Consider the following 24,486-nt stretch of genomic DNA (forward strand, 5'->3'; position numbering starts at 1 on the left):
CGCTACTTCGCCGGTAGTTGCGTGGTGGTCGGCGTTCCTCGGTCGGTAACGGTGAGCGTGATCGAGGTGCCGCCGCCGTCCCAGCCGTCGAAATCGAAGGCGGCGCTCGCGCCCGCGGCCACGGTGACGCCGTCCTTCTGGAAGGTGCGTGCGGCGTGATCGTCGACGCGTTCCATCAGCACACCGATGGCCCCGGCCGCGCCGGACTTGCTCGCGTCGACGGTGAAGACGTTGCGGTCCAAGGGAAGTGAGACGGTGACCGTGCCGCCCGCGCCGACGGCCGCCTGCTTCGCGGTGAAGGTGTAGTCGGCCGCGTCGTAGGCTTCGCCGATTTCGATATCGGGCGCCTGAGCGTCGGTGGAGGAGTAGGTGACTCGGTCGCCGTCGACCGACATATCGATCGTCGACTTCGCGCCGGGCGCCAGCTTGATGCCGGAGACGGTGACCGCGAAGGCATCGCCGAGGATTGTCACGTCGGTCGAATCGGCCTTCTTCAGCCCGGTGCCGTCGACGGTCACGGTGAAGTGGGTGTCCGGCGGCAGCTCGTAGTCGGGTTCGTAGGCGTAGGTGGAGTTGTTGGCCTTGACGTCGACGAACCGCGCGCCGGGAATCTCGTTGACCCGCTTGCCGTTCAGGTAGCCGATGCGGCGACCCTTGTCGTCGCTGATCAGCAGATGCCCGTGGTCGATCGGGTTGCCGTCGAGATACACGGTGACCGGCGGGCCGCCCGCGGGCGCACCGCCCTTGGCGCCCTTGGCATCATGTGCGGTGTAGGCGAATTGGTGCGTCTTCTGGGCCGGGGTCGTCGGGTCGAGCGCCAGGGTGCCGGTGCTCGCGTCGCCCTCGTAGGGTTCGCTGGGCTCGGCCGGGTTCGACGCGGTTTCGTAGCGCCAGGTGTCGGCGGTGCGGTCGACATCGATGTGGCGGGTGACGCCGGGGTAGTTGTTGTCGTAGATCAGGATTGCCGCTTTGCCGTCGCCCTTGTCCTCCACCGCGTACGGGGTGACCTCGTGGCCGCCGGTCATGTCGCGCTTGTAGAACCCGATCGAGTAGGTCTCCTTCGCGCCCGGCTTCAGCAGTTCGACGAGCTTGTCGACGATCTGCTTCGGCGTGCCCTTGATCTGGCCCGCGACCACGTCCGGCATGAACTGCCCGACGAACTGCTGCGCGATCATCGTCTGCAGCGCCTGGTTGCCCGCCAGGTCGATCTTCGCGGCGGAATCGGCGCCGTACTTCGCCGGATCGAGCTGCTTGGATTGCAGCAGCAGGCTGGTCACCGACATGCCGTAGCAGTGCCCGGCGCCCATGCCCTTGTTCTGCTCCTCCATCCATGCCTCGGCCTGCGGGATGAGTGCGCAGTGGCCGTCCGCCGTATTCGCGCATACCGAGTCGCCGAACAGCGTGCGCATGGTGTCCGCGGTCAGGTTGGCCGGATTCTCGTCGTTGCCGTAGTTCTGGAAGCCGAAACCGTTGGTCGCGGGCCGGAATCCGGAGTCGGCCAGCAGCTTTCCGGTCGGCGTGTAATCCGGTTCGCTCCCACCCGCCGCCGACCCTTTGCTCGACCCTTTTCCGGCGGTCGTCGGCTGAGCGGAGTCACTGGAACCGCAGCCGGTCAGTGCGAGCGCGAGCAGGGTGACCGCTGCCGCGGCGCGGAGTCTGATGGTGGAACGCATTGACTAAGCATCCACACGCTCCGTCACCGGGTGGTCAGTGACGCATCATCGATTCATCATAGACCGGTCGGTTTATTTTGTCCGGAAAGTCTCACTCCCGGCGGGCGGGCTCGTACTCCTGCTCCGGGCGGCCGGTCGTGCCGTAGCGCAACCGCATCAGCACCGTTCCCGCGCCGACGAGGGCGGCCAGGTAGCGCTGGGCAGTGGCACGGGAGATGCCGATCGCGATGGCGACCTCGCCCGCGGACAGCGGTGCGCCGGCCTCCAGGATCGTGTGTAGCACAAGATCCTTGGTGGGGGAGGCGGCCGCGACGCTCGCGGTAGGCGATGGGCCGGAGCGCAGCGCCTGCAGCGCGGCCTCGATGCGGTCGTTGTCGACGTGCGGTGCGGCGAGGGTGCGCCGGTAGCGGGCGTATCCGGCCAGCCGGGCCGCGAGCACGGTGTGCGGGAAGGGCTTCACCAGGTAGGCCAGCGCGCCGGCGGCGAAGGCGGCACGCGCGGTGGCGCTTTCGGTGGCAGCTGTCAAAACCATGGTGTCGCACGATAGTTCGCGCACCAGCTCGATACCCGAACCGTCGGGCAGGAATACGTCGACGAGCGCGAGGTCCACCGGCCCCGCGGCGCTGAGCTCACGGGCGGCGGCCACCGTGTTCGCGGTGCCCGCGACACGGAAACCCGCGATGGCGGACACGATTCCGGCATGCAGGTTGGCGACGCGGAAGTCGTCGTCGACGACGAGTACGGTCAGATCTGACGCGGCCATGACACCTCGCTGTCTCCGAGCGCCTCGCGGTTTCCGAGTACTCCGGGTAGTCGGGCAATGAATTCGGCGCCGGTCAACGGCGGTGTGTCGCCGTGCGGTGAGGCCAGCCGGACATCGCCGCCGTGGGCGCGGGCGATCTGGCGGATCAGCGCGAGGCCGACCCCGCGCCCGCCGGGTACGCCGCGGTCCTCCCTGGTCGAGGTGCCCTCGGTGAACAGGGTATCGAGCAATTCGGGTGCGACACCGTCACCGCTGTCCGCGACCACGATGTGCAGGGTCGAATCCTCCTGCACCAGTTCGACATCCACCTGTTTGACCGGGTTGTCGCCGATACGCGCCGCCTCGATGGCATTGTCGAGCAGGTTGCCGAGCACGGTGGTGACGTCCACCGGATCGGCGAGGGTGCTGTCCACCCAGGTGTTGGGACCGAGCGAGAGCTGAACGCCACTTTCCCTGGAGTGCGCGGCTTTTGCCGCGAGGAACGCCTGCAGATAGGGGTCCTGGATGGCATCGATGCCCGGGGTCGCCGGCCCGAGTGGACCTGCGCCGGTCAGCTCGTCGAGCACGCGCGCGGCCTCCTCGGTGCGGCCGCCGTGCAGCAGGCCGCTGAGCAGATGCATCTTGTTGGAGAATTCGTGGCGTTGGGCCCGAAGGACGGTACTCATCGACTGCACCGCATCCAGTTGGCGCGTCAGTGCTTCCACGTCGGTGCGGTCGCGCACGGTCAGTACCGCGCCGAGATCCCGGTTCTCCCGGCTGACCCGTCGCGCGGAGACGACCACGATGTGTGAGCCGACCGTTGCGGGTGTCGGCTGCTCGTCGAGTGCGCGGAAGACCTCCAAAACCCTTGGGGTCAGCCCGATTTCATCCACAGGTCGGCCGACCTCGTCGGAGACGCCGAGCAGTTTGCGCGCCTCGTCGTTGACGAACGTGGTGCGCCAGCGCGAATCGACGGCGAGCACACCGCGCCCGATACCGTGCAGCACCGCCGCCTGCCCGCGCACCAGCTCGGCGAGTTCGCTCGGCTCCAGTCCGAGCGTCAGCCCGCGCCACCGCCTGGCGAGCAGCGCCGAGCCGAGGATGCCGACCAGCAGTGCGGCGCCGACCAGCAGTGCGGCGGTGCGCAAGTCGTCGAGCAGCTGATCGCGGATCGCCGCCGTCGAGATGCCGACGCTGACCTGCCCTACCACCTGCTCCGAATCCGGAGACAGCACAGGAACTTTCGCGCGCACCGAATCGCCGAGCGTGCCGCGCTCCTCGACGATCACCTCGCGTCCGGCCAGCGCGCGCGACGGATCGGTGCTGACGTGCTCGGCCAGCCGGTCCGGATCCGGATGCGCGAGCCGGATGCCCGCGTCGTCGGTGATCACCACGAACAGGGCGCCGGTGCGCTGGGTGGCGTCCACCGCGATCCGCTCCAGTGGTCCGGTGACGAGTTGCTGACGCAGCCCCGGATCGGTGTCGAGCGCACCGGGCGCATACCGGGTCACCTCGCTGCGCACCAGCGGATCGGAGGCGACCGTGCGGGCGATCGCCAACGCCCTTTGTCCGTAGGCGTCGCCGAGACGGCGGTCACTGACGTAGCCGAAAACCGCGAACGCGACGCCGAGGGTCAGCGTCACGACCACGATCTGCAGCGCGAGCACCTGCGTTCGCAACCGGACTGCCGGTGACCCTCTGTTGGCCATTCCCGCAGCATAATGCACGTATGCTCGCGTGAGCACAATGCGCAAAACCATCGAATCGATGCTTTGCGCGGGTTGCGCGCACAAGTCGCCAGTTGTGACGGCGGTTACGTACCGTTCACCTACCTATTACGTAGGAGTTACCCAGCATGACCGAACCACTCATCGAGCTGCGGAGCGCGACGAAGCGATTTCCCGGCTCGAACGGCGGTATCCACACCGCCGTGAAGAATCTCGACCTCGAAGTGCGCCCCGGCGAATTCGTCGCCGTGGTCGGCCCGACCGGATGCGGAAAGTCCACCACCCTCTCGCTGGTTTCCGGGCTCGAACCCGCCTCCGCGGGACGGACCCTGGTGCACGGCAAGGATGTGCACGGCATCCCGGACGGCATCGGCTACATGTTCCAGCAGGACGCGGTGCTGCCGTGGAAGAGCGTGCTCGACAATGTCGCGCTCGGCCCCAAGCTGCGCGGCGCGTCGAAGGCCGAGGCGCGCGAGAAGGCGAAAGCGTGGGTGCGCAAGGTCGGGCTGGCCGGCTTCGAGAGCTACTACCCGCATCAGCTGTCCGGCGGTATGCGCAAGCGCGTCGCGCTGGCGCAGACGCTGGTCAACGAGCCGGAGATTCTGCTGATGGACGAGCCGTTCAGCGCGCTCGACGTGCAGACCCGCGCGCTGATGCAGGACGAGCTGCTGCGCGTGTGGGCGGGCACCGGCGCCGCGGTCATCTTCGTGACCCACGATCTGGAAGAGGCGATCGTGCTCGCCGACCGGGTGGTCGTGATGACCGCGAGCCCGGCGACGGTGTGCGGCAACTTCACTGTCTCGCTGGACCGGCCACGCGATGTCGAAGAGGTCCGGCTCACCACCGAGTTCCGCGACATCTACAAGGAAATTTGGGAAACGCTGCGCGACCAGGTCGAGGCGGCTCGAGCACAGGGAGCGTCCCGTGTCGCATAACGTCCTCGAGAAGGACAACGGGGCTGCCCCGCTGATCGTCGAGCATGAAACCGAGGAGCAGATCCTCGCCCGGGTGCGGACGAACGTGCGGCGCAACCGGATTCGCACCTGGGGTCTGCGCCTCGCACTGGTCGCGCTGTGGCTCGGCTCCTGGGAGCTGACCGCCACGCTGTGGATCGACCCGTTCTTCTACTCCAAGCCCTCGGCCATCTGGGCCCGGCTGGTCGAATGGTTCACCGACGGAACCCAATTCGGGTCGGTCTGGTTGCAGATCTACACCACCGTGCAGGAAGCGGTGCTCGGCTTCGTGATCGGCACCGTCGCCGGTGTCGTGCTCGGCACACTGCTGGGCCGCAGCCGGTACTGGGCCGAGGTGCTCGCGCCGTTCATCAAGGCGCTCAACGCCGTTCCGCGCATCGTGCTCGCCTCGCTGTTCATCATCTGGTTCGGCCTCGGGCTGCAGTCCAAGGTGGCCACCGTGGTGGTACTGGTGTTCTTCGCGGTGTTCTTCAACGCCTTCACCGGCGCGCGGGAGGTGGACGGCAACGTCATCAACAACGCGCGCATCCTCGGCGCGAGCAAGCGCCAGGTGCTCAGTTCGATCGTGCTGCCCAGCGCCACCACCTGGATCCTGTCCAGCCTGCACACCGCGTTCGGCTTCGCGCTGATCGGCGCGGTGGTCGGCGAATACGCGGGCGCCAGTAAGGGTTTGGGCCTGCTGATCAGCAACGCGCAGGGCACCTTCGACTCGGCGGGTATCTACGCGGGCATGATCATCATCACGGTGATCGCGCTCATGGCCGAGTGGGCGATCGGCATGGCCGAGGCCAGGCTGCTGAAATGGCGTCCCTCGCAGGCCAACTCGGGCCACGGGATCTGACGCATGAGGTACTTCAGGCATCTGACGATCGCACTGGTCGCCATCGCGGCGCTGCTGCTCGCCACCGGATGTCGTGACTCGCGCACGATTCCGATGGTGAACGGGCGTCCGCAGATCACCATCATGGTCGGCGGGCTGGAAAAGGTGATCTACCTGCCGGCCATGCTCACCAAGCAACTCGGCTTCTTCGAGAAGAACGACGTCGACGTGAAGCTGATGGGCGAGCAATCCGGCGCCAACGCCGAAACCGCCATGCTCACCGGCGATGTACAGGGCGTGATCGGGTTCTACGACCACACCATCGACCTGCAGGCCAAGGAGCAGTGCGTCAAATCGGTGGTGCAGTTCTCCGATGTGCCCGGCGAGGTGGAGCTGGTGTCCAAACAGGACGCCGACACCATCAAATCGGCGAAAGACCTGCGCGGCAAGAACCTCGGCGTCACCTCGCTCGGTTCGTCCACCGACTTCCTCACCCAGGCGCTGACCGGCCAGGAGGGGATGACCACCGCGGATTACACCCGGGTGAAAGTCGGTGCGGGACAGACGTTCATCGCGGGCATGAACCACAACGGCATCGATGCGGGCATGACCACCGACCCCACGGTGGCGCAGATGGTGAACTCCGGCGATGCCAAGATCCTGATCGATATGCGCGACGAGAAGGGCACCCGTGCCGCGCTCGGCGGGCTGTACCCGGCGACCTCGCTGTACATGCGCTGCGAGACCATCGAGTCGCATCCGGATATCGTGCGCAAGATCGCCGCGGCGTTCGTGCAGACACTGCAGTGGATCAAGAAGCACACCCCGGAGGAGATCGCCGCCAAGATGCCGTCGCAGTACGCGAACGCGGGCAAGGATCTCTACGTCCAGTCCATCCGCGATTCGATCGGGATGTTCAACGGTGACGGCGTGATGAAGGCCGAAGGCGCGGAGAACGTGCTGCGCATCCTGTCCAAGTACTCGCGCAACGTCGCGCCGGTCAAGGATCGGATCAAGCTGTCCGAGACCTACACGACGCAGTTCGTGGAGGAGGCGCTGCGCGCGAACGCTCAGTAACGCGCATCCCCGAATCCCATGCCCCGCGGCGAACATCCGCCGGGGCATGGGATTTCGCGTGTGCGGGTCACGCCGAAGGATCAGATGACCGACAGAACGACATCGTGGGCGAGGGAGGATCTTGGTGACGGGCTACCGTCGAGGTATGGACAGTGGGGTTCGGCGATGAGCGAGCGAATCATCGGCGCGGCGTCCGAGCAGATCACGGCGGAACCGGGTGCCGGCGAGGTGCGGCTGTGAGTGGCGCGATTCGACGGCGCTCGGGACCGGTCCCGGTCGGTATCGGTGAGGCGCCCGCGGAGTTGCCGCAGTGGCATGCGGTCGATCTGGCCGACGGCACGCGGGTGGTGGCGCGGGTAGCGCAGGGGGAGACGCCGATCCTGCTGCTGCACGGGTGGGCGATCACCGCGGACGTGAACTTCTGCCACGTCATGCAGCCGCTGGCCGACGAATACGGCGTGGTGGCGATGGATATGCGCGGGCACGGCCGCGGCCTGCCGATCGAGCGCGGCGCGCGGTTCGATATCGCGCAGTGCGCCGACGACGCGGCCGCACTCCTCGACGCGCTCGGCATCGACCGGGTGGTGGTGTGCGGTTACTCGCTGGGCGGGCCGGTGGGGCTGGAATTCGCCCGGCGCCATCGCGACCGCGTCGCGGGTCTGGTGTTCCAGGCGACGGCGATGTCGTTCGACAGCGCCGCGGACAAGGTCGGCCGTGTCCTCTTCCGCGGGCTGCGGCCACTGGCCGACCACAGCCGCGGCCTCGGACGTTCACTGCCGGTGAGCTACTTCCGCCATGTGCGCCTGCGCAATCCGCAAACCGCGGCATGGTGGCCCTGGCTGCGCAGCGAACTGGTGCTCTGCCCGCCGCGCGTCATCGTCGACGTGATCCTTGCCGAATACGCCTTCGATTTCCGCCCGCACCTCGACACCATCGCCGGGCTGCCCACCGCCGTCGTCATCACCACCCGCGACGGTGCGGTGCCGCCGAAAGACCAGTGGGAACTGGCCGACCTGCTCGGCGCCCGAGTCTTCGAACTCAACGCGGCTCACGACGTCTTCCTCACCGACCCCGCCACCTACACCGCCGCCACCATCGCCGCCATCGAGCACGTCCGGCGAGGCTGAGCTGCCAAAGCACCGGCCATCGAGCGCGGGTGCGGCTCTGCGGCTCGGGGTTTTGTCGAGCGCAGTCAAATGGCCCCTCTGTACGGCGTGTCGTAGGGCCATTCGACTGCGCTCGGCGGGGGTTAGACGGCGGGGGTGGATTCTTCGGCGGCCAGGTCGCGCTTCCACTCGCGGAAGCCTTCTTCGGTGCGGCCGCGGCGCCAGTAGCCGGAGATGGAGTTGGCCCATTCGGCGGGGACGTCGCGGTCGCGGCGGATGTAGCGGCGCAGGTCGTGCATGACGGCCTTGGCTTCGCCGTGGATGAAGACCTGTACCCGGCCGTCGCGCCACGGTGTGTTGCGGACGGCGTCGGCGAGCAGGTCGCCCGGTTCGCGGTCACCGCGGTGCAGCCAGGTCAGCTCGACGCCGGCCGGTTTGTCCAGTGCCAGTTCGTCATCCGGGCCCGCCACCTCGACGAAGGCGTGCCCGACCGCCGCCGCGTCCATGGCCTGTAGTGCGGCGGCGATGGCGGGCAGCGCCGACTCGTCACCGGCGAGCAGATGCCAATCCGCGTCCGCGCGAGGCGAATACGCGCCGCCGGGGCCGTAGAGATCGATGGTCTCGCCCGGCTGCACGCTGGCCGCCCACGGTCCCGCGATGCCCTCCGCGCCGTGGTAGACGAAGTCGGCGGCGAGTTCGCCGGCGACCGGATCGACCGAGCGGACGGTGTAGGTGCGCAGCACCTCGATCCCGTCGCGCGGGAAGATGAACTTCACATACGAGTCGGAGAACTCGCTCGGTTGGAACGCGGCGAAGCCGGGCCCGCCGAAGTGCACCCGGATGAGATGCGGGGTCAACTGCTCGGTGCGCTGCACCGTGAGGGTGGTACGGGGACGTGCCATAGATGGATACCTCCACAATCGATAATTAGGTTTGCCTTACCAACTTACCTCCTGTGTGGGGTGCGGGTGTCATCTTCGGTGGTCAGGCCGCCACCTTCTCCTTGATGAGCTCGAACGAGCGCGCCCGGTCCTCGATGTCGTAGACCAGTGTGTTCAGCATGAGCTCATCGGCCTGGGTGCGCGCCAGCAGATCCTCGAGCTGGCGGCGCACGGTCTCGGGCGAGCCCTGTGCCTGCCCCGCGCGCCGCTGCCGGACGAATTCGCGTTCTCGGTCGTTGCCCGGGAAGTCGGCCGCCTGCTCCGGCGTCGGAATCGCCTGCGGCTTACCGGAGGTCAGATAGGCGAAGGCGAGATCACGCGGGCGGGCGAGCCGTTCGGCGCGCTCATCGGTATCGGCGCAGATCGCCGACGCCGCGACGATCGTGTACGGGCGGTCGAGCTGCTCCGACGGCTGGAAGCGCTCGCGATACAGCGCGAGCGCGGCCTCGGTATTGGCCGGGGCGATGTGGTGGGCGAAGGCGAACGGCAGCCCGAGCATCGCCGCGACCTGGGCGCTGAAACCGCTCGAGCCGAGCAGCCAGACCTGCGGCTCCTCGCCGCGCCCCGGCGTCGCGGTGATCCCGCTCGGCCCGGTGCCGCGGAAGAAATGCAGCAGCGCGGCGAGTTCCTGCGGGAACGCGTCACCGGACAGGCCCTCGGCCGTCCGGCGCAGGGCGAGCGCGGTCGCCTGATCGGTGCCCGGCGCGCGGCCGATACCGAGATCGATCCGGCCGGGATGCAACGCGTGCAAGGTGCCGAACTGCTCGGCCACCACCAGCGGCGCGTGATTGGGCAGCATCACCCCGCCGGAGCCGACGCGGATCGTCGAAGTCGCGGCCGCCAGATGAGCTAGCACGACGCTCGGCGCCGAGCTCGCGATGCCGGGCATGTTGTGGTGTTCGGCCACCCAGAAACGGTGATAGCCAAGCGCTTCGGTGCGCCGCGCCAGCTCGGTGGTGGCGGCGAGCGCCTCGCCGGGGCTGCGGCCGGCCTCGACCGGCGCCAGATCGAGCACGGACAGCGGGACGTCGATCATCGGGCTCCTCGGTATACGGCAACTCTTCCTGCCAACACCGCATGCGCCCGGCATATTTCTGCGCAAGAGGCGTACCGGAAACACGAACGTCATCTGGAACATGCGATGATCCCACGTCATATGTTCGAGATCACTCGGCGCTGCGCCGCCGAGTTGGTGCCCAGCAGGGAAGGACGCACCATATGACAGCCTCCGACCGTCAGGTCACGGGCACGCCGCCGGATGCCGTATCCGGTGAATCCGAGGGCTACACCCGCGGGCTCAGCTCGCGCACCATCCAGATGATCGCCATCGGCGGTGCGATCGGCACCGGCCTGTTCTACGGGGCGGGCGGCGCGATCGAGAAGGCCGGTCCCGCGCTGATCCTGGCGTACCTGGTCGCGGGCCTGGCCATCTTCGTGATCATGCGGGCGCTGGGTGAGCTGCTCACCTACCGTCCGGTGTCCGGCAGCTTCGCCGAGTACGCGCACGAATTCGTCGGGCGTTTCGCGGGATTCGCGACCGGCTGGTCCTACTGGGCGGTGTGGGTCGCGACCTGCATGGCCGAGATCACCGTCGCGGGCAAGTACGTGCAGTACTGGTTCGACATCGAGCCGTGGATCACCGCGCTGGTGGTGCTCGCGGTGATGTTCGCCGCGAACCTGATCTCGGTGCGGCTGTTCGGGGAGGGCGAGTTCTGGTTCTCCGCCATCAAGGTCATCGCGATCCTGTCCATGATCGCCATCGGCATCGGCGTGCTGGTGTTCGGCTTCGGCCACGCCGTCAACCCGACCGTCACCAACCTGTGGGCCGACGGCGGTGTCTTCCCCAACGGCTTCGGCCCCTCGCTGCTCGTGCTGCAGATCGTGCTGTTCGCCTACGTCGGTGTCGAGCTGGTCGGCGTGACCGCCGGTGAGGCGCGCGATCCCAAGACCACGCTGCGCAAGGCGATCAATACCCTGCCGTTCCGTATCGGCCTGTTCTACGTCGGCGCGCTGATCGTCATCATGTCGGTGGCCAGCTGGCGCACCTTCCACGCGGGCCGCAGCCCGTTCGTCGAGGTGTTCGAGCAGATCGGCATCCCGGCCGCCGCGGGCATCATCAACTTCGTGCTGCTGACCGCCGCGCTGTCGTCCTGCAACTCCGGCATCTACTCCACCGGCCGCATGCTGCGCACCCTGTCGCTGCACCGCGAGGCGCCCGCCAAGCTCGGCAAGCTGAGCTCGCGCCACGTGCCGTACATGGGCATCACCGCCTCGGCGGCCGCCATGGTGATCGGCGTCGTGGTCAACCTGATCTCGCCGGACAAGGCCTTCGCCTACATCACCTCGGTGTCGACCATCGGCATCATCTTCGTCTGGGGCATGATCCTGGTCTGCCACCTGCTCTACCGCGCCAAGGTGAGCCGCGGCGAGCTGCCCGCCAGCGACTACCGCCTGCCCGGCGCGCCGTACACCACCGTCGCGGCGCTCGCCTTCCTCGGTCTGGTCGTCGTGCTGCTGTTCTTCGACGAGAGCGGCCGCACCGCGGTGGTCGTCGGCGTGGTCTGGGCGGCATTGGTCGGCATCGGCTACCTCGTGTTGACGAGGCTCGAAAAGGGTGAGGCGACAGCGGAATCCGCGCACCTCTGAATCGGCCGCATACCGCCACATCCGCCGCGCGCCGGCCGCCCTGGAACGGGATCGGCCGGCGCGCGGTCGTATCAGTCGCTCACAGGGATAGGGAGCGGCGGGTGCGCAGCAGGCGGGCCAGGTTGGCTGTCATCACGCCCGCCGCGCGCTGGACCGGGTCGGCCATGGCGGTGAGCCGGTGCGGTTCCAGGGTGGCCGCGCCGAGCGCGGCGACGACCTCGCCCTCGGGTCCGTGGACCGGCGCGGCGACGCAGACGATGCCGCGCCGGCGGATATCCATGTCGTATGCCAGGCCGCGGGCGCGCGCGGCGGTGGTGAGGCGCAGCCATTCCGCGCGCGAAATCCCCTCGGGCGGTGTGTATTCCGTAACGGTGGGGGACAGGATCTGGGCGGCGGCGCCGCCGGGAGGTAGCAGCGCGCCCGCGCGCAGCGGCATGACCGCGTCGAGTTCGCGGCCGATCGCGCCGACGATCATGATCCGGCCGCGGTCGGCGACGGCCACCGCGTAGGTTCCGTGCCTGCCGCGGGCCGCGAGTTGCCGCATCGGCTCGGCGGAGGCGGTCCGCAGCAGGTGCGCGGGCTGCCAGGTCTGTCCGAGCCGGAAGACGCGCGGGCCGAGCCGATAGCGTCCCGCGCGACGTTCCACCGCGCCCTCGGCGACCAGCTGGCCGAGCAGCCGATAGGCGGTCGATTTGGGCACCCCCGCGGTTCTCGCCAGTTCGCTCAGCCCCACTTCGTCACTGTGCGTGAGCTGTTCGAGTAAGGCGAACGCCCCCGCGAGCACACCACGTCCACCCTGCGCGGGCGTGATGGCTTCCGTCCTTTCGCTCATTTCTCTTTCCTCCCCATGTGTCGCTGCGCCGGTGCACCGAGCACCAGATGTTGATCGCGGACAGTCGCAGGAGTGGAACATCGATTCCGCTGGTCGGACCGCCGACTTCTGTTGAGCCGCAGCGCAATTCACGATGGAGCGAGCTGGCGCACCGGCTTTTCCCTCGTCGCCTGCCCTTCGCTATTGCCGTCGATCGGCGCGGGATCTCCTGAGAATATCGAAATACCGTGTCGTGGAACGCTATTCGGCCAGGTCTACGATGGAGGCACGGTGGCGTTGCGTCACTCCACTACGACACGAATGGAGCCGTGTCATGTCGGATATGAACAAGCGCAATCTCGTCTATTTCGAAAGTCCTTCCATGCGGGGGTTGTACGAGTGCATGGAGGAGTGGCAGCAGGCTACTGCTCAGCGGCTGTTGTCGATCAGTGTTCAGCAGGATCGGGACAACTACTGTTGTATCGCGCTGACCAATCCGGCCGAGGTGGTGATCACCAGCGCTGATGGGCACAACTACGCGCACGTCAGTCGCTTCGGGATGCTCGCCGTCGACGCCCAATAGGTTCGAATCGCCTGATCAGAGCGCCGTTCCGGGCTCGGCCGTCCGGTCGGAGGACGGTCGGCCGCAGACGCGACCCAGAGCCGGGCCCGGTCCGCCATACGAACTTTCGCGTATGGCGGCCGGGTTACGCGCGTGGCTAATTTAGGTGTCTATAGGCGGTGCCATGAACGAAAAGGGGCAGCGATGCCGACATTGACACAGTACTGGTTCGATGAGCGCTACTTCGGCGGCGAATTTCTCGGAGCCAACGTTCAATTCGATCCCGGTGGATGGGCGGAAATCTCCGAAACCGGAGGTGTCACGGAGGGGACGCTGGTGCGGATCCGGCCCGACAGCGAGTTGGTCATCGATATCGCCCCGCTGTTGAATACGAGGCCGGTATTCACCGCCATCAAGAGGTTGCTCGGCACCGACGGTAAGCGAACCAGCCGGATCCGCGCGGCGGGCGTCTTCTGGATCGATGTGCCCGCACACGACGGTGACCCGAACCGCCACAACGACTACGACATGCTGGTGAAGGTCGATTTCGACTTCCACATCGAAACCCCTTGGTACTGCACCGATGTCGACGGCACCATCGCCTACTTCCTCGTGCTGTACCTGGACGACTCCGGCCATCTCGCCGGCTATGTGGACAGCGGCCGATACGACTTCGGCGGCGGGACCATTTGCTCGGGCGCCGTCGGCGATGCGCTGGACCAGGCCCTCATCGCGGGAATACCCCTGGTCCAGGGTTTCCTCGACACCGCGCTGTCCGCCTTCGGCTCCCAAACCTTTTGGACGCTGTACTACCTGCCGGGCGACGGCACGGCCAAACCGGGCACCTTCCGGCAGAACGGCGATAACGATGTGGCCGTCGTCGGGCTGCAGCCCGTCTAGAAACGAGGACACAGATGAATTCCCCCGACGCTCCCGCCGACCTGCTCGAGGCGATCACCGCCGCCTTGTATGCCGCGGGTCTCGCTGACCTGTCCCGCTCCATCGGCTCCGGTGGCGCGGAAATGCTGACCGTCGAGCGCGAAGGCGCGAAGGCGACTTTCGTTCTTGTTCCCGGGGGTCCGGCTCGCACCAGCGGGCATATCGTGAACCCGGTACCCATCCCGTGCAACTTCAAGGAGAAAGCCAGCGCGCCGCGGCCGCTGAACCTGCGTTCCCGATAGTAGAGCGGACCCGTTCGTCGCTGTGGGCGGGTCCCTTCGCGTTACCGTTGGCTATGACCGATCTGCGCGACGGTGACGCACGTGTGGTCGCGTCGGTGATCGGTGAAATCGGCGAACCGCGTGATCCTGCCGAGCTGCTGCGGACGCTGCTGCCGAAGCTGTCGCGGTTCGCGCCGAGCGAATTGGTCACCTATATCGAGGTGGATCTGCCCACCGGACAGGACCGGCAGATCGCCTCCGAGGAGACCGCGCTCACGCCGGATCTGTTGCGGGCCTTCAGTGCGACGATGGCCGAACACCCATTGCTGGTGGCGTACGCGGAATCCGGTGATCCGGGTGCGGTGAAGTTCTCCGACGTGGTGAGTCACCGGCAGCTCCAGCAGTTGGCGGTATTCCGCGAGTTCTTCGTCCCGCTCGGTGTGGACAACCAGATGGGCTGCGGTGTGTTCCCGCGCCCCGGCGTACTCGCCGGATTCTGCTGGGACCGTGCGGGACCGGTGGATTTCACCGAATACGAACGGGCCACCATCGATCTGGCCCGGCTGCATCTCCAGTCCGCGATGCGGATCGCGGAGCTCCGGCAGGGGTTGACCAGGGTGGTCGACAGCTTGGAAATCGCCGACGACGCGGTCCAATCGGTGGTCGCGCTCCGTACTCGGCACGAAATCGACCGGGCGGCACCCTCGGCACTCGCCTTGCTCGACCGCTACTTCACCGAGAAATCCGCGGAGGGCGCAGCGGTACCCGGCGAGCTGTCCGCGTGGCTGAGTGATCGCGCGACACTCGAGCATCGTCCGGATTTCGTCGCCGACCGCGGTGGCCGCCGGTTGCGCATACGGCGCATCGCCATGGCCGGGGAGGATCTCCTGTTGCTGACGGAATATGTTGCCGCACCGAAGGTTTGCCCGCCGGTGCCGGGCCTGTCCCCGCGCGAGGCGGAGGTGCTGTGGGAGGTCGCGCAAGGCCGGTCCAGCAGGCAGGTGGCACGCCTGCTCGGCATCAGCCCGCGCACCGTCGACAAGCACCTCGAGCACGCCTCGGCGAAGCTCGGCGCCCCCAGCCGCACCGCCGCCGTGGCCCGCGCTTTCGGACTGACTCGGCGCGACCAGGCTGGACATCGACCATGAACGAACCTGGGGGAGAACGGGTTCGGGTCACGAGCGGTTGTCAGGGGGTGGTGCCTCGGTAGGTGCGGCGGTAGTGGGTGGGGGTGGTGCCGGTGTCGCGGGACAGGAGGAGGCGGAGGTTGGCGGCGGTGCCGAGGCCGGTGCGGGTGGCTACCTGATCGATCGGGAGGGTGGTCAGTTCGAGGAGGCGGCGGGCTTCCAGCAGTCGTTGAGCGGTCAGCCACCGTTGCGGGGTGGTGCCGGTTTCGGCGACGAAGTGGCGGGCGAAAGTCCTCGGCGCCCAGCCTGCGTGGCGGGCGAGGTCGGCGACGGTCATGCGGTCGGCGAGGCGGGTGAGGGCCCATTCGCAGGTGGGGGCAAGGCCGGTGGCCGGTGGGGGGACGGGGCGGTGCAGGAATTGGGCCTGGCCGCCGGTGCGGTGTGGGGCCACGACCATTCGGCGGGCTACCTCGGTGGCGGCGTGCTCGCCGTAGTCGGTGCGGACCACGTGGACGCAGAGGTCGATGCCCGCCGCCACGCCCGCGCTGGACATGATGGACCCGTCGCTGATGTACAAGGCGTCGGGGTCGACGTGGACGGTGGGGTAGCGGGCGGCGAGTTCGGCGGCGTCGCGCCAGTGGGTCGCGACGCGCCTGCCGTCGAGCAGGCCGGTGGGGGCGAGGGCGAATGCGCCGGTGCAGACGGAGATCATACGAGCGCCACGGGCGGCGGAGCGCCGAAGTGCCTCCAGCACTGCGTGATTCGGTGCATCGTGGGGTGCATAGCCGGGGATCACCACGGTGTCCGCGGTGGTCAGCGCTGCCAGGCCGGTGTCGACGGATATCGCGAATCCTGTTGTGGACGGCACCAATCCGGGGGAAGGCGTGCAGACGGTCAGCGTGTAGCGGTCGCGTTCGTCGGGATGGCCGAAGACCTGTGCCGGGACGCCGAGGTCGAAGGCCACCACATCCGGCAGGACGAGGACCGCGACATGATGCATAGGCAGAATCCTTGCACAATGGGGCAATCCTGCCTCTCGTTCGCGCGCGATCGTGACCGCATCGTGGATGCCATGACCAATTCCGTTCGCCACCTGGGGATTCTGCTGTTCGATCAAATGGAGGAACTCGACGCCATCGGCCCGTGGGAGGTGTTCGCCTGGTGGACCAGGCACTTTCCGGACGACGGATACCTGGCGACCACGTTCTCCGCCGACGGCGAAGCCGTCACCTGTGAAAAGGGACTCGTCGTGCGCCCGCACCACAGCATTGCCAGCGTGCCCGCCCTCGACGTGCTGCTGCATCCCGGTGGTGACGGCACCAACGCGATGCTCACCGATCCGGATCACCTGCGGTGGCTGTGTGCACAGCGCGCGCAGGTCCCGCTGATGGCGAGCGTCTGTACCGGCTCAACGGTTTTCGCCGCGGCCGGTCTCCTGCGCGGCAGGCCTGCCACGAGTAATCGCGGTGCGGTGGTTCAGCTGTGCGAGATCGATTCGACCATCACGGCCTGCCCGGGCGAGCGCTATGTGGACGACGGCGATGTCATCACCTCCGCGGGCATCTCGGCCGGAATCGATATGGCACTGCACATCGTCGGCCGCCTGGCCGGCCCGGCCCGCGCCCGCGAGGTCAGGGAAGGTATCGAATACGCACCGGATCCGGGTTACTGATCCGGCTCGGCGCCCAAGAATGTAGGGGGCGTTTCTGTCGTACCCCCCGACTAAAATCAGTGGTGTCGGCACCAGTTGGGTGGCCACACTTGAACTCTCCGGAGGTGGGCGTCGCGAGGTCGGTGCGATCAACGAGGATCGCGGCGGGTTCGCGGGTGAGGTGCGAGGCGAGTTGCGGACCGGCGCGGCATTGCGGCGATCCACGGGATCACCGACGCTGTCGTGGAATTCGCTGAGATGAGGCGCCGGCGGGCGAGGACCGACTCGTTTCGCAGCAGGGGTTCGGCGGTGTCAACGATGCTGCCGCCGGGCTCGTGGACATCACGTCGAGGTCAGCGGGGTAGGCGCGCTTCCACCTCGCGTGGGTCGAGTTCCTCGCGGCAGTGGGCGCAGACGACCACGGCGTGGGTGTCGTGATCGCAGGGCATATGGTGCAGGCGGACGTGCTCGCCGAGTTCGGGGTGGTGGACGTCGGCCCAGTGCAGTAGCGCGAGGATGGCGCCGTACAGGTCGCGGCCCGCGGGGGTGAGGATGTACTCGTACCAGTCCGGCTCCGTGTGATAGAGGCGGCGTTCGAGGATGCCCATGGCGACGAGATCCTTGAGGCGCGTGGTCAGTACCTTGCGCGCGATGCCGAGATTGCGCGCCATATCGCCGAATCGGCGAGTGCCGTAGAAACATTCGCGCACGATCAGCATGGTCCAGCGATCGCCGAGCAGATGTGCGGCGGTCGCCATGCCGTCGGCATGGGGCTTCGATCCCGAATCGACGGGCTGGCTACCGGTGGGCACCTGATTTCTCCCCGCTCACGTGGTCTCCTTATGTAACCGGTCTCCTCTGGATACTACTCGAGGCGCGATCTCGACGGCTATGCGGTCGGCGGTGGTCTGGAGATCACCATGGCCTGCGATTTCGTCGTCGCGACCGAGCGGGCGCGGTGGGGCATGCCGGAGATCGACGTCGGCATCACCACCGCCGTCGACGGCAACTGGCGCGCCGCCGACGCCGAGGAGGGCGACGGCCTGCGCGATTTCGCCGCCAAGGGACGGTTGTGGCAGTTGCGTCGCGGATGGCCCGCGACTTCTGGGCCGACGCCTGAGTTATCGCCCTGCCCGCGGCCGCTTGAACCAGCGGCCCGCCGAACCCTGGTACAGCAGAACGATGATCGCGATGGCGGCGACGAGAATCAGTGGGCCCGCAAGGATTCCGGGAGCGTAGTACTGACCCGACGTGGTGAGGGGTTGCGGGCGGCCCGCGGAGGCGAAAGCGCCGAGCCCGCAGAAGGCCTCGAGTGCGACGAGCACGGTCGCGGTGATCCGGATCCCGTTGCCGCCGACCCCGAAGAAGCACGCGACGATCGCCAGAATCCAATACAGCCCGTACATGGCGGTGTCGCGACCCGCGTAGTACGAATCGATCGTCACCCCTTGAAAGACGGTGACCAGCAGCCCGATTCCGGCGATGACGAAGATCGTGATCTGCGCCGCCCGAACCGAACCAGGCATCGACGTCGGAATCGGATGCTGCGGTCCAGGTGGATAGTAGGGCGGTTGCCCACCCCAGTACGGCGACTGGCCGGGCGGCGGTTGTTGCCCGCCCCATTGGGGCGGGTGGCCTCCGGGCTGCGACGGCTGTCCACCCCACTGAGGTAAGTGGCCCCCTGGTTGCGGTGGTTGTCCGCTCCATTGGGGTAGGTGGCCTCCGGGCTGCGGCGGTTGTTGCCCGCCCCATTGGGGTAGGTGGCCCCCTGGTTGCGGTGGTTGTCCGTCCCACTGAGGTATCTGTGGTTGCTGCTCAGCCGATTTTGGCTCGAGCGCATCCCCCTGCGGCGGTTGCCCGCCCCCTGCCGATTGCTGCTCGCCCGCTCGCGGATCAGCCCCACCCCAAGGCGACGGTGGTTCTGGTGACTGCATCTATCTCCCCGTCCTGCAAAGTATTCCCAGCATTCATACCCGCCGCCGCACAGTCATGTCCCCGATACCACTGGATGATTCGGCCCCACCCGAATCCGGCGCCGGCGACGCCGCCCGGAGATCAGTCGCCGTTGATCCTGGCGTGTATGTGCATATCGTGCCACCCGTCGACATGGTTGAACGCGCTGCGTTTGGTGCCCTCCAAGGAGAATCCCGCCTTGACCGCGACACGGCACGAGGCCGCGTTGTGCACCGAGTGCAGTAGTTCGATGCGGTGGAACCCGATATCGTCGAACGCCCATGCCGTCACGATGCGTACCGCGCCTGCGGTGATGCCGCGCCCGCGAACGTCCGGCACGGCCCAGTAGGCGAGTTCGCCGAGTGCGTTCGGCGCCGAGAAGTTCTTCAGTGTCACCCGGCCGACGACCCGGTCGTCCTCGGTGACGGCCCAGTGTGCCCCCGCGCCGATCGACCACGCTTGTCGCCACCGCTCGACGAGCTGCCGAGCTTCGCTGTCCGAAGTCATCGTTCGGACCTCCCAGCGCTGTATGTCCGGGTCGCGAAATGCCGCGAACACCACGGGCGCATCCGCCATCAGCCACGGCCGCAGCACCAAGCCGTCCGCGGAGGTGAGTACGGGTTGCGGTGCGCGAGTGTGGGTCCGGATATCGAGGAGATCGGGTATCTGCGCGGTCACGGATGCCATCCTGGTCCGTGCCGCGACGATCGTCGATGTGTTTATCCGTTGGGTGCCAGCGGGATACGGCGGATCGCTGAGCGGTTCGCGGTATCAGGCGAAATCGGCCAGTGGTTCGTCGGGCTGACGTGTCGCGCGCTCGGGTGCGACCGTGGCGTCATGCAAACAAACACGTGGAAGCGCAATGTCAGTATCGGTCTCGCGAGTTTCGCGATCGGCGGCGCGGTGTTCGGTGCGGCGCCCGCACAAGCCGATCAGCACAGTGGGACCGAGGGGACGCGGGTCACCGAGCAGACGGACGGGACTCGAGTAACCGAGGGAACACGAGTCACCGAGCAGACGGAGGGGACTCGGGTTACCGAGGGAACGCGGGTTACCGATCGAGATATATAGGGTCAGAACGTCACCGATCCCACGCGCACTTGCTCGGAAATGCGACCGCCTGCTGGGGCGCCCCATACTTCCTCGGCCTGGGGGAGTGGGTGTTCGGTGGTCGGCATGCGGCGGATGAATGCGGCGGCGACTTTGAAGTACGGGTCGTATTCGTGGAGCCATTCGGAGGGCGGGCAGCCGGCGAGTGCCCGCCATTCGTTGCTCAGGTGGGCCTGGTCGTAGAAGCCTGCCGCGGTGGCGACATCGGCGGGTGGGCGGCCGGTGCGCAGCAGTGACGCGCTGTGCTCGAATCGCATGAGGCGCGAGACCTGTTTGGGTCCGAGTCCGGTCGCGCGGGTGAACCGTTTGCCGAGATACTGTCTGCTCCAACCGACTTCCGCGGCCAGCCGGCCGATCGCGATGTTGCCCTGTCGCGACGCCAGTTGCCGCCATATCCAACCTACTTCGGGCAAGGTCGGATCGGGGCGCAGCGCGGCGAGTAGTTCGGCGTCGAGCAAGCGGAAGCGTCCCGCCCAATCCGGTTGTGCGAGTAGCCGTTCGGGAAGCGATCTGGCCCATGGCACGGGCAGTTCCGTCACATCGAGGAACTGGGAGGCGAGTTCGGGCGCGGCGACGCCGAGCAGGGTGTGCACACCGAGCGGATTGATCTCGATATGAATGCCGCCCTGGCTGCGCTCCTGTTGGAGCAGTGCGTGTCCGAGGTGCAGGCCGCTGACCGCCGCCTGCGCCCGTATCGCGCCGTCGGGGTCGTCCGGTTCGGCGAGCAGATGGAACGGTTCGGCCAAGCTGATCATCAGCACGACCGTGTGGGCGGGCAGACCGCGATGCGGGCGACCACTGTCGAGCGGGGCGAGCGCCTGGAAGTAGCCGAAGTATCTGCGTACCAGGTGGCGCAGCGCCGGATGCGGCGCACGTACGGCCCACTCCAACCGAGGGCTGTCCATCATCGGAGCCTAGCCGCGAGAGCGCGTGCGGCGCAGGCCCCGAAATGTCCCGGGCTACGCGGAATCGGCGGTGCGCCCCGGCATCATGGCCGCGCTGACGACCATGACCACCGCCATCGCGGCCACGGTCAGGAAGACCAGGTGCACGGCCGAGGACAGGGCGGCGGGGGCCGGATGGTCGGTGCCGCCGATGCGCGAGTTCACGATCGCGCCGAAGACGGCGACGCCGACCGCGCTGCCGATCGAGCGGGCGAACATATTGGCCGAGGTGACCACGCCGCGCTCGGTCCATTCCGCGCTGGCCTGGGCGGCGATCAGCGTCGGGGTGGCGACCAGGCCCATGCCGACGCCGATCACGAAACACGTTCCGGCGACCTGCAGCAGCGTGGACCGCTCGTTGATGAGTAGCGTGGTCGCCGCGCCGAGGGTGGCGAGGCCGCTGCCGATCAGCGCGGTCCACCGGAAACCGATGCGCAGGTAGAGCTTTCCGGCCTGCGAGGCCGCCAGCGGCCAGCCGAGGGTGAGCGCGCCGACGGTGAGCCCGGCGACGAGCGCGCCGGTGCCGAGCACGCCCTGGGTGAAAGTCGGGACGTAGGAGGTCAATCCGATCAGGATCGCGCCGATCAACAGCGAGACCAGGCTGCTGGCGATCACCACCTGCCTGGTGAAAACCCACAGCGGCAGAATCGGATTCACCGCCCGCCGCTCGACGAAGCCGAACAGCACGAGCACCGCCAGGCCACCCGCGAAGATGGCGATGCCGACCGGGGAGTTCCACGCCCACGCCTGCCCGCCCTCGAGCAGGCCGAGGATCAGCGCGCCCGCGCCGACCGTCAGCAGTCCGGCGCCGAGGTAGTCCACCTGCTGACTGACCCGCGGCGCCTTCTCCTTGAAGCTGCGGATCAGCATCCAGGCTGCGACGGCACACAGCGGCAGGTTGATCCAGAAGATCCAGCGCCAGCTCACGTATTCGGCGAACAGGCCGCCGAGCAGCGGCCCGACCACCGAGGACATCGCCCAGACGCTGGCGATGTAGCCCTGCACCTTGGCGCGCTCGGTGAGCGTGTAGAGATCACCCGCGATCGTCATGGTGGTCGGCGCCACCGCGCCCGCGCCGATGCCCTGCACCGCGCGGAAGATGATCAACGCGAGCATGCTCGGCGCCACGGCACAGAGCAGCGAGCCGAGCGCGAACGCCGCGATCCCGAACAGCATCACCGGTTTGCGCCCGATCGTGTCGGCGATCTTGCCGTAGATCGGGACGGTGACCGCCTGCGCGAGCAGGTAGATCGAGAACAGCCACGGGAACTGGTTGAACCCGCCCAGGTCGTCGGTGATGGTGAGCACCGCGGTGGCGATGATGGTCGAGTCGAGCGCGACCAGCCCGGTCGCCAGCATGAGCGAGATGAGGATCGCCCCGCGTTCCGACCGGAATCCGACCGATGCCTCAACCGTCTCGGTCGCCACCCGGCGCTCCCTTCGTTCGTTCGTCTAAATATTCCGAATGAACGTATCGTGCTCGCCGGTATTCCCGCACCTCGATATCCGTGAACACTAAGGTTGGTGCATGGTCGAGACGACACGGATTGTCCTGGCAGCGCGCCCGGTGGGCGCACCGACACCGGCGAACTTCCGCCTCGAGACCGGCGAGCTGCCCGATCCCGGGCCGGGCGAGGTGCTGTTGCGCACCAGGTACCTGTCGCTGGATCCCTACATGCGCGGCCGGATGAGCGCCGCCGAATCGTATGCACCGCCGGTCGAGGTCGACGGGGTGATGGTCGGCGCGACGGTGGCCGAGGTGCTGGAGTCGCGCGACCCGTCGCTGGCGAAAGGCGATGTGGTGGTCGCCTACTCGGGCTGGCAGACCCATCATGTGGCGCCCGCGTCCGCGGTGCGCAAGCTCGATCCGGACGCCGCGCCGCCCTCGACGGCGCTCGGTGTGCTCGGCATGCCCGGTTTCACCGCGTATTCCGGGCTGCTGAAGATCGGTCAGCCGAAACCGGGGGAGACCGTGGTCGTCGCCGCGGCCAGCGGCCCGGTCGGCGCCACGGTCGGGCAGATCGCGCGGATCAAGGGCGCACGCGCCGTCGGCATCGCGGGCGGCCCGGACAAGTGCGCGTACGTGCGCGACGAGCTCGGCTTCGACGCCGTGATCGACCATCGCGCACCGGATTTCGCCGACCAGCTGAAGAACGCGGTGCCCGATGGCATCGACGTCTACTTCGAGAACGTCGGCGGCGCGGTCGCGGCGGCGGTATTTCCGCTGCTGAATACCTATGGGCGCGTACCGGTCTGCGGTTTGATCGCCGATTACAACGCCACCGAGGCACCGTCGGGCCCGGACCGGCTGCCTGCCCACTTCCGCCGCGTCCTGACCAAGAGCCTGACCGTGCGCGGGTTCATCCAGACCGAATTCGTCGCGGAGATGTACCGGGATTTCCTGCGCGACATGTCCGGCTGGATCGGTGAGGGCCTGGTGCGCTACCGCGAGGACATCGTGGACGGCTTGGAGAACGCACCGGCGGCCTTCATCGGTCTGCTCGAGGGACGCAACTTCGGCAAGCTGGTCGTCCGGGTGGCCTAGCCGTTCACGGTTTGCGGCCGATACCCGCCCAGTACCAGGCGGATTCGGGGTCGGCGGCCGCGCCGTCGGTCACCGGCCTGTCGGCGAGTTCGGGCCGCCAGGTGACGACCGGGACGACGCCCGGTTCGAGAATGTCGGTGCCGGCGAACAGGGTTCGGGTCTCGGCCTGGCTGCGTGGCTGGAAGGTGATGCCCGCCTGCTGGGCGGACAGCACCACCCTGGCCATCGCGCGTTCGTCGAAATCGGCGGTGGGATGGGTGATGACGACGTAGCTGCCCGACGGTACCGCGTCGATCAGGCCGCGCACGATCGCGTGCGGGTCGTCGGCGTCGCGGAAATACATCATGATCGCGACGAGCATGATCGCGACGGGCCGCTCGAAATCCAGTGTGGCGGTGAGGTTCGGATCGTGCAGTATGGCCTCGGGATCGTGCAGGTCGGCGTGGATGAACGCCGTCCTGCCCTCCCGCGTGCTCGACATCAGCGCCCTGGCGTGGGCGAGCACGATCGGATCGTTGTCGACGTAGACCACGCGCGCGGTCGGTTCTAGTCGCTGTGCGACCTCATGGGTGTTGCCCGCGGTGGGGATGCCGGTGCCGATATCGAGGAACTGGGTGATGCCTGCCTCGGCGACCAGGTAGCGCACGGCGCGGCCGAGGAAGGCGCGGTTGGCGCGCGCCATGCTCTTGATGGCCGGAATGTGGGTGGCGATCGCGTCTCCGAGCGCGCGATCGGCGGGGTAATTGTCTTTGCCGCCGAGCCAGTAATCGTAGACGCGCGCCTCGTGCGCGACGGTCGTATCGATCTTGGTCGGCAATCCAGAGGCGGTCTGAGCGTGACTGTCCGGCATGATGATTCCCTCTCCGTGGTGGTCGCGGGGTGTCGATTCGGCAACCACCCGATCGCCGGCAGACGGC

General features: G+C 67.6%; 25 protein-coding genes. 12 read left to right on the plus strand and 13 right to left on the minus strand.

Translation table 11 applies throughout. The features are described from left to right. Positions 1–2: 2 nt before the first annotated feature. The 3 genes from ACIG5A_RS26985 to ACIG5A_RS26995 form a co-directional block, all read right to left on the minus strand. The gene (locus ACIG5A_RS26985) at positions 3–1,673 is read right to left on the minus strand and encodes a hypothetical protein (RefSeq protein ID WP_397244817.1); all 1,671 of its coding nucleotides are present in this window, start codon (positions 1,671–1,673) and stop codon (positions 3–5) included. Between the two features lie 91 nt (positions 1,674–1,764). Then, positions 1,765–2,436, minus strand: a complete 672-nt coding sequence (locus tag ACIG5A_RS26990) for a response regulator (protein ID WP_397244820.1) — start codon at positions 2,434–2,436, stop codon at positions 1,765–1,767. After that, the gene (locus ACIG5A_RS26995) at positions 2,418–4,124 is read right to left on the minus strand and encodes an ATP-binding protein (RefSeq protein ID WP_397244822.1); all 1,707 of its coding nucleotides are present in this window, start codon (positions 4,122–4,124) and stop codon (positions 2,418–2,420) included. The genes ACIG5A_RS26990 and ACIG5A_RS26995 overlap by 19 nt, the downstream gene beginning before the upstream one ends. Positions 4,125–4,270: 146 nt before the next feature. Here ACIG5A_RS26995 and ACIG5A_RS27000 point away from each other — a divergent pair, with 146 nt between their 5' ends. The 5 genes from ACIG5A_RS27000 (at position 4,271) to ACIG5A_RS27020 (ending at position 8,140) form a co-directional block, all read left to right on the plus strand. Further along, on the plus strand, positions 4,271–5,077 hold the full coding sequence (locus ACIG5A_RS27000) for an ABC transporter ATP-binding protein (RefSeq protein WP_397244824.1): 807 nt from the start codon (positions 4,271–4,273) through the stop codon (positions 5,075–5,077). Beyond that, complete coding sequence (locus tag ACIG5A_RS27005) at positions 5,067–5,957, plus strand: ABC transporter permease (RefSeq protein ID WP_397244826.1); 891 nt, start codon at positions 5,067–5,069, stop codon at positions 5,955–5,957. The genes ACIG5A_RS27000 and ACIG5A_RS27005 overlap by 11 nt, the downstream gene beginning before the upstream one ends. 3 nt (positions 5,958–5,960) lie before the next feature. Further along, positions 5,961–7,013 carry an ABC transporter substrate-binding protein gene (locus ACIG5A_RS27010; RefSeq protein WP_397244828.1) on the plus strand — a complete coding sequence of 351 codons (1,053 nt, stop codon included), beginning with the start codon at positions 5,961–5,963 and terminating at the stop codon, positions 7,011–7,013. Positions 7,014–7,097: 84 nt separating this feature from the next. Beyond that, a complete protein-coding gene (locus ACIG5A_RS27015) occupies positions 7,098–7,253 on the plus strand; it encodes a hypothetical protein (protein ID WP_397244830.1) in 156 nt (51 codons plus the stop codon). Continuing rightward, positions 7,250–8,140 carry an alpha/beta fold hydrolase gene (locus ACIG5A_RS27020; protein ID WP_397244832.1) on the plus strand — a complete coding sequence of 297 codons (891 nt, stop codon included), beginning with the start codon at positions 7,250–7,252 and terminating at the stop codon, positions 8,138–8,140. The genes ACIG5A_RS27015 and ACIG5A_RS27020 overlap by 4 nt, the downstream gene beginning before the upstream one ends. Before the next feature lie 122 nt (positions 8,141–8,262). Here the strand turns inward: ACIG5A_RS27020 and ACIG5A_RS27025 are convergent, their stop codons facing one another. Together ACIG5A_RS27025 and ACIG5A_RS27030 are read right to left on the minus strand one after the other, a co-directional pair. After that, the gene (locus ACIG5A_RS27025; RefSeq protein WP_397244834.1) at positions 8,263–9,021 is read right to left on the minus strand and encodes a siderophore-interacting protein; all 759 of its coding nucleotides are present in this window, start codon (positions 9,019–9,021) and stop codon (positions 8,263–8,265) included. An 82-nt stretch (positions 9,022–9,103) separates the two neighbouring features. Beyond that, positions 9,104–10,096 (minus strand): LLM class flavin-dependent oxidoreductase, encoded by a 993-nt coding sequence (locus tag ACIG5A_RS27030; RefSeq protein ID WP_397244836.1) that lies wholly within the window; start codon positions 10,094–10,096, stop codon positions 9,104–9,106. Positions 10,097–10,278: 182 nt separating this feature from the next. Here ACIG5A_RS27030 and ACIG5A_RS27035 point away from each other — a divergent pair, with 182 nt between their 5' ends. Next, positions 10,279–11,706 carry an amino acid permease gene (locus ACIG5A_RS27035; RefSeq protein ID WP_397244838.1) on the plus strand — a complete coding sequence of 476 codons (1,428 nt, stop codon included), beginning with the start codon at positions 10,279–10,281 and terminating at the stop codon, positions 11,704–11,706. A gap of 79 nt (positions 11,707–11,785) precedes the next feature. Here ACIG5A_RS27035 and ACIG5A_RS27040 read toward each other — a convergent pair whose 3' ends face one another. Then, the gene (locus ACIG5A_RS27040; RefSeq protein WP_397244840.1) at positions 11,786–12,538 is read right to left on the minus strand and encodes an IclR family transcriptional regulator; all 753 of its coding nucleotides are present in this window, start codon (positions 12,536–12,538) and stop codon (positions 11,786–11,788) included. A 313-nt stretch (positions 12,539–12,851) separates the two neighbouring features. Between ACIG5A_RS27040 and ACIG5A_RS27045 the strand changes: the two genes are divergently transcribed. The 4 genes from ACIG5A_RS27045 to ACIG5A_RS27060 all read left to right on the plus strand — a co-directional run bounded on the left by ACIG5A_RS27045 (position 12,852) and on the right by ACIG5A_RS27060 (position 15,387). After that, positions 12,852–13,100, plus strand: coding sequence for a hypothetical protein (locus ACIG5A_RS27045; RefSeq protein WP_397244842.1), 249 nt, complete (start codon positions 12,852–12,854; stop codon positions 13,098–13,100). A gap of 183 nt (positions 13,101–13,283) precedes the next feature. After that, a complete protein-coding gene (locus ACIG5A_RS27050) occupies positions 13,284–13,979 on the plus strand; it encodes a hypothetical protein (RefSeq protein ID WP_397244844.1) in 696 nt (231 codons plus the stop codon). Between the two features lie 14 nt (positions 13,980–13,993). Next, positions 13,994–14,260 (plus strand): hypothetical protein, encoded by a 267-nt coding sequence (locus ACIG5A_RS27055; RefSeq protein ID WP_397244846.1) that lies wholly within the window; start codon positions 13,994–13,996, stop codon positions 14,258–14,260. Between the two features lie 53 nt (positions 14,261–14,313). Beyond that, complete coding sequence (locus ACIG5A_RS27060; RefSeq protein ID WP_397244848.1) at positions 14,314–15,387, plus strand: response regulator transcription factor; 1,074 nt, start codon at positions 14,314–14,316, stop codon at positions 15,385–15,387. 40 nt (positions 15,388–15,427) lie between these two features. On the opposite strand, the gene ACIG5A_RS27065 is transcribed toward ACIG5A_RS27060, so the two are convergent. Continuing rightward, positions 15,428–16,366 carry a GlxA family transcriptional regulator gene (locus ACIG5A_RS27065; protein WP_397244850.1) on the minus strand — a complete coding sequence of 313 codons (939 nt, stop codon included), beginning with the start codon at positions 16,364–16,366 and terminating at the stop codon, positions 15,428–15,430. 72 nt (positions 16,367–16,438) lie between these two features. Here ACIG5A_RS27065 and ACIG5A_RS27070 point away from each other — a divergent pair, with 72 nt between their 5' ends. Then, positions 16,439–17,038, plus strand: a complete 600-nt coding sequence (locus tag ACIG5A_RS27070; protein WP_397244852.1) for a DJ-1/PfpI family protein — start codon at positions 16,439–16,441, stop codon at positions 17,036–17,038. Between the two features lie 332 nt (positions 17,039–17,370). Here the strand turns inward: ACIG5A_RS27070 and ACIG5A_RS27075 are convergent, their stop codons facing one another. The 5 genes from ACIG5A_RS27075 to ACIG5A_RS27095 form a co-directional block, all read right to left on the minus strand. Beyond that, complete coding sequence (locus ACIG5A_RS27075) at positions 17,371–17,829, minus strand: winged helix-turn-helix transcriptional regulator (RefSeq protein WP_397244853.1); 459 nt, start codon at positions 17,827–17,829, stop codon at positions 17,371–17,373. 309 nt (positions 17,830–18,138) lie between these two features. Then, positions 18,139–18,543 carry a hypothetical protein gene (locus ACIG5A_RS27080; protein WP_397245950.1) on the minus strand — a complete coding sequence of 135 codons (405 nt, stop codon included), beginning with the start codon at positions 18,541–18,543 and terminating at the stop codon, positions 18,139–18,141. Between the two features lie 529 nt (positions 18,544–19,072). Beyond that, a complete protein-coding gene (locus ACIG5A_RS27085; protein ID WP_397244855.1) occupies positions 19,073–19,648 on the minus strand; it encodes a GNAT family N-acetyltransferase in 576 nt (191 codons plus the stop codon). Positions 19,649–20,043: 395 nt separating this feature from the next. Beyond that, positions 20,044–20,988, minus strand: coding sequence for a helix-turn-helix domain-containing protein (locus tag ACIG5A_RS27090; protein ID WP_397244857.1), 945 nt, complete (start codon positions 20,986–20,988; stop codon positions 20,044–20,046). Positions 20,989–21,039: 51 nt separating this feature from the next. Next, the gene (locus ACIG5A_RS27095) at positions 21,040–22,452 is read right to left on the minus strand and encodes an MDR family MFS transporter (RefSeq protein WP_397244859.1); all 1,413 of its coding nucleotides are present in this window, start codon (positions 22,450–22,452) and stop codon (positions 21,040–21,042) included. Positions 22,453–22,552: 100 nt separating this feature from the next. On the opposite strand from ACIG5A_RS27095, the gene ACIG5A_RS27100 reads away from it, so the two are divergent. Further along, a complete protein-coding gene (locus ACIG5A_RS27100; RefSeq protein ID WP_397244861.1) occupies positions 22,553–23,569 on the plus strand; it encodes an NADP-dependent oxidoreductase in 1,017 nt (338 codons plus the stop codon). A gap of 4 nt (positions 23,570–23,573) precedes the next feature. Here ACIG5A_RS27100 and ACIG5A_RS27105 read toward each other — a convergent pair whose 3' ends face one another. After that, positions 23,574–24,419 carry an SAM-dependent methyltransferase gene (locus ACIG5A_RS27105; protein ID WP_397244863.1) on the minus strand — a complete coding sequence of 282 codons (846 nt, stop codon included), beginning with the start codon at positions 24,417–24,419 and terminating at the stop codon, positions 23,574–23,576. Positions 24,420–24,486 lie beyond the last annotated feature (67 nt).

This window comes from Nocardia sp. NPDC052566 (assembly GCF_044547285.1).
Lineage (GTDB): Bacteria > Actinomycetota > Actinomycetes > Mycobacteriales > Mycobacteriaceae > Nocardia.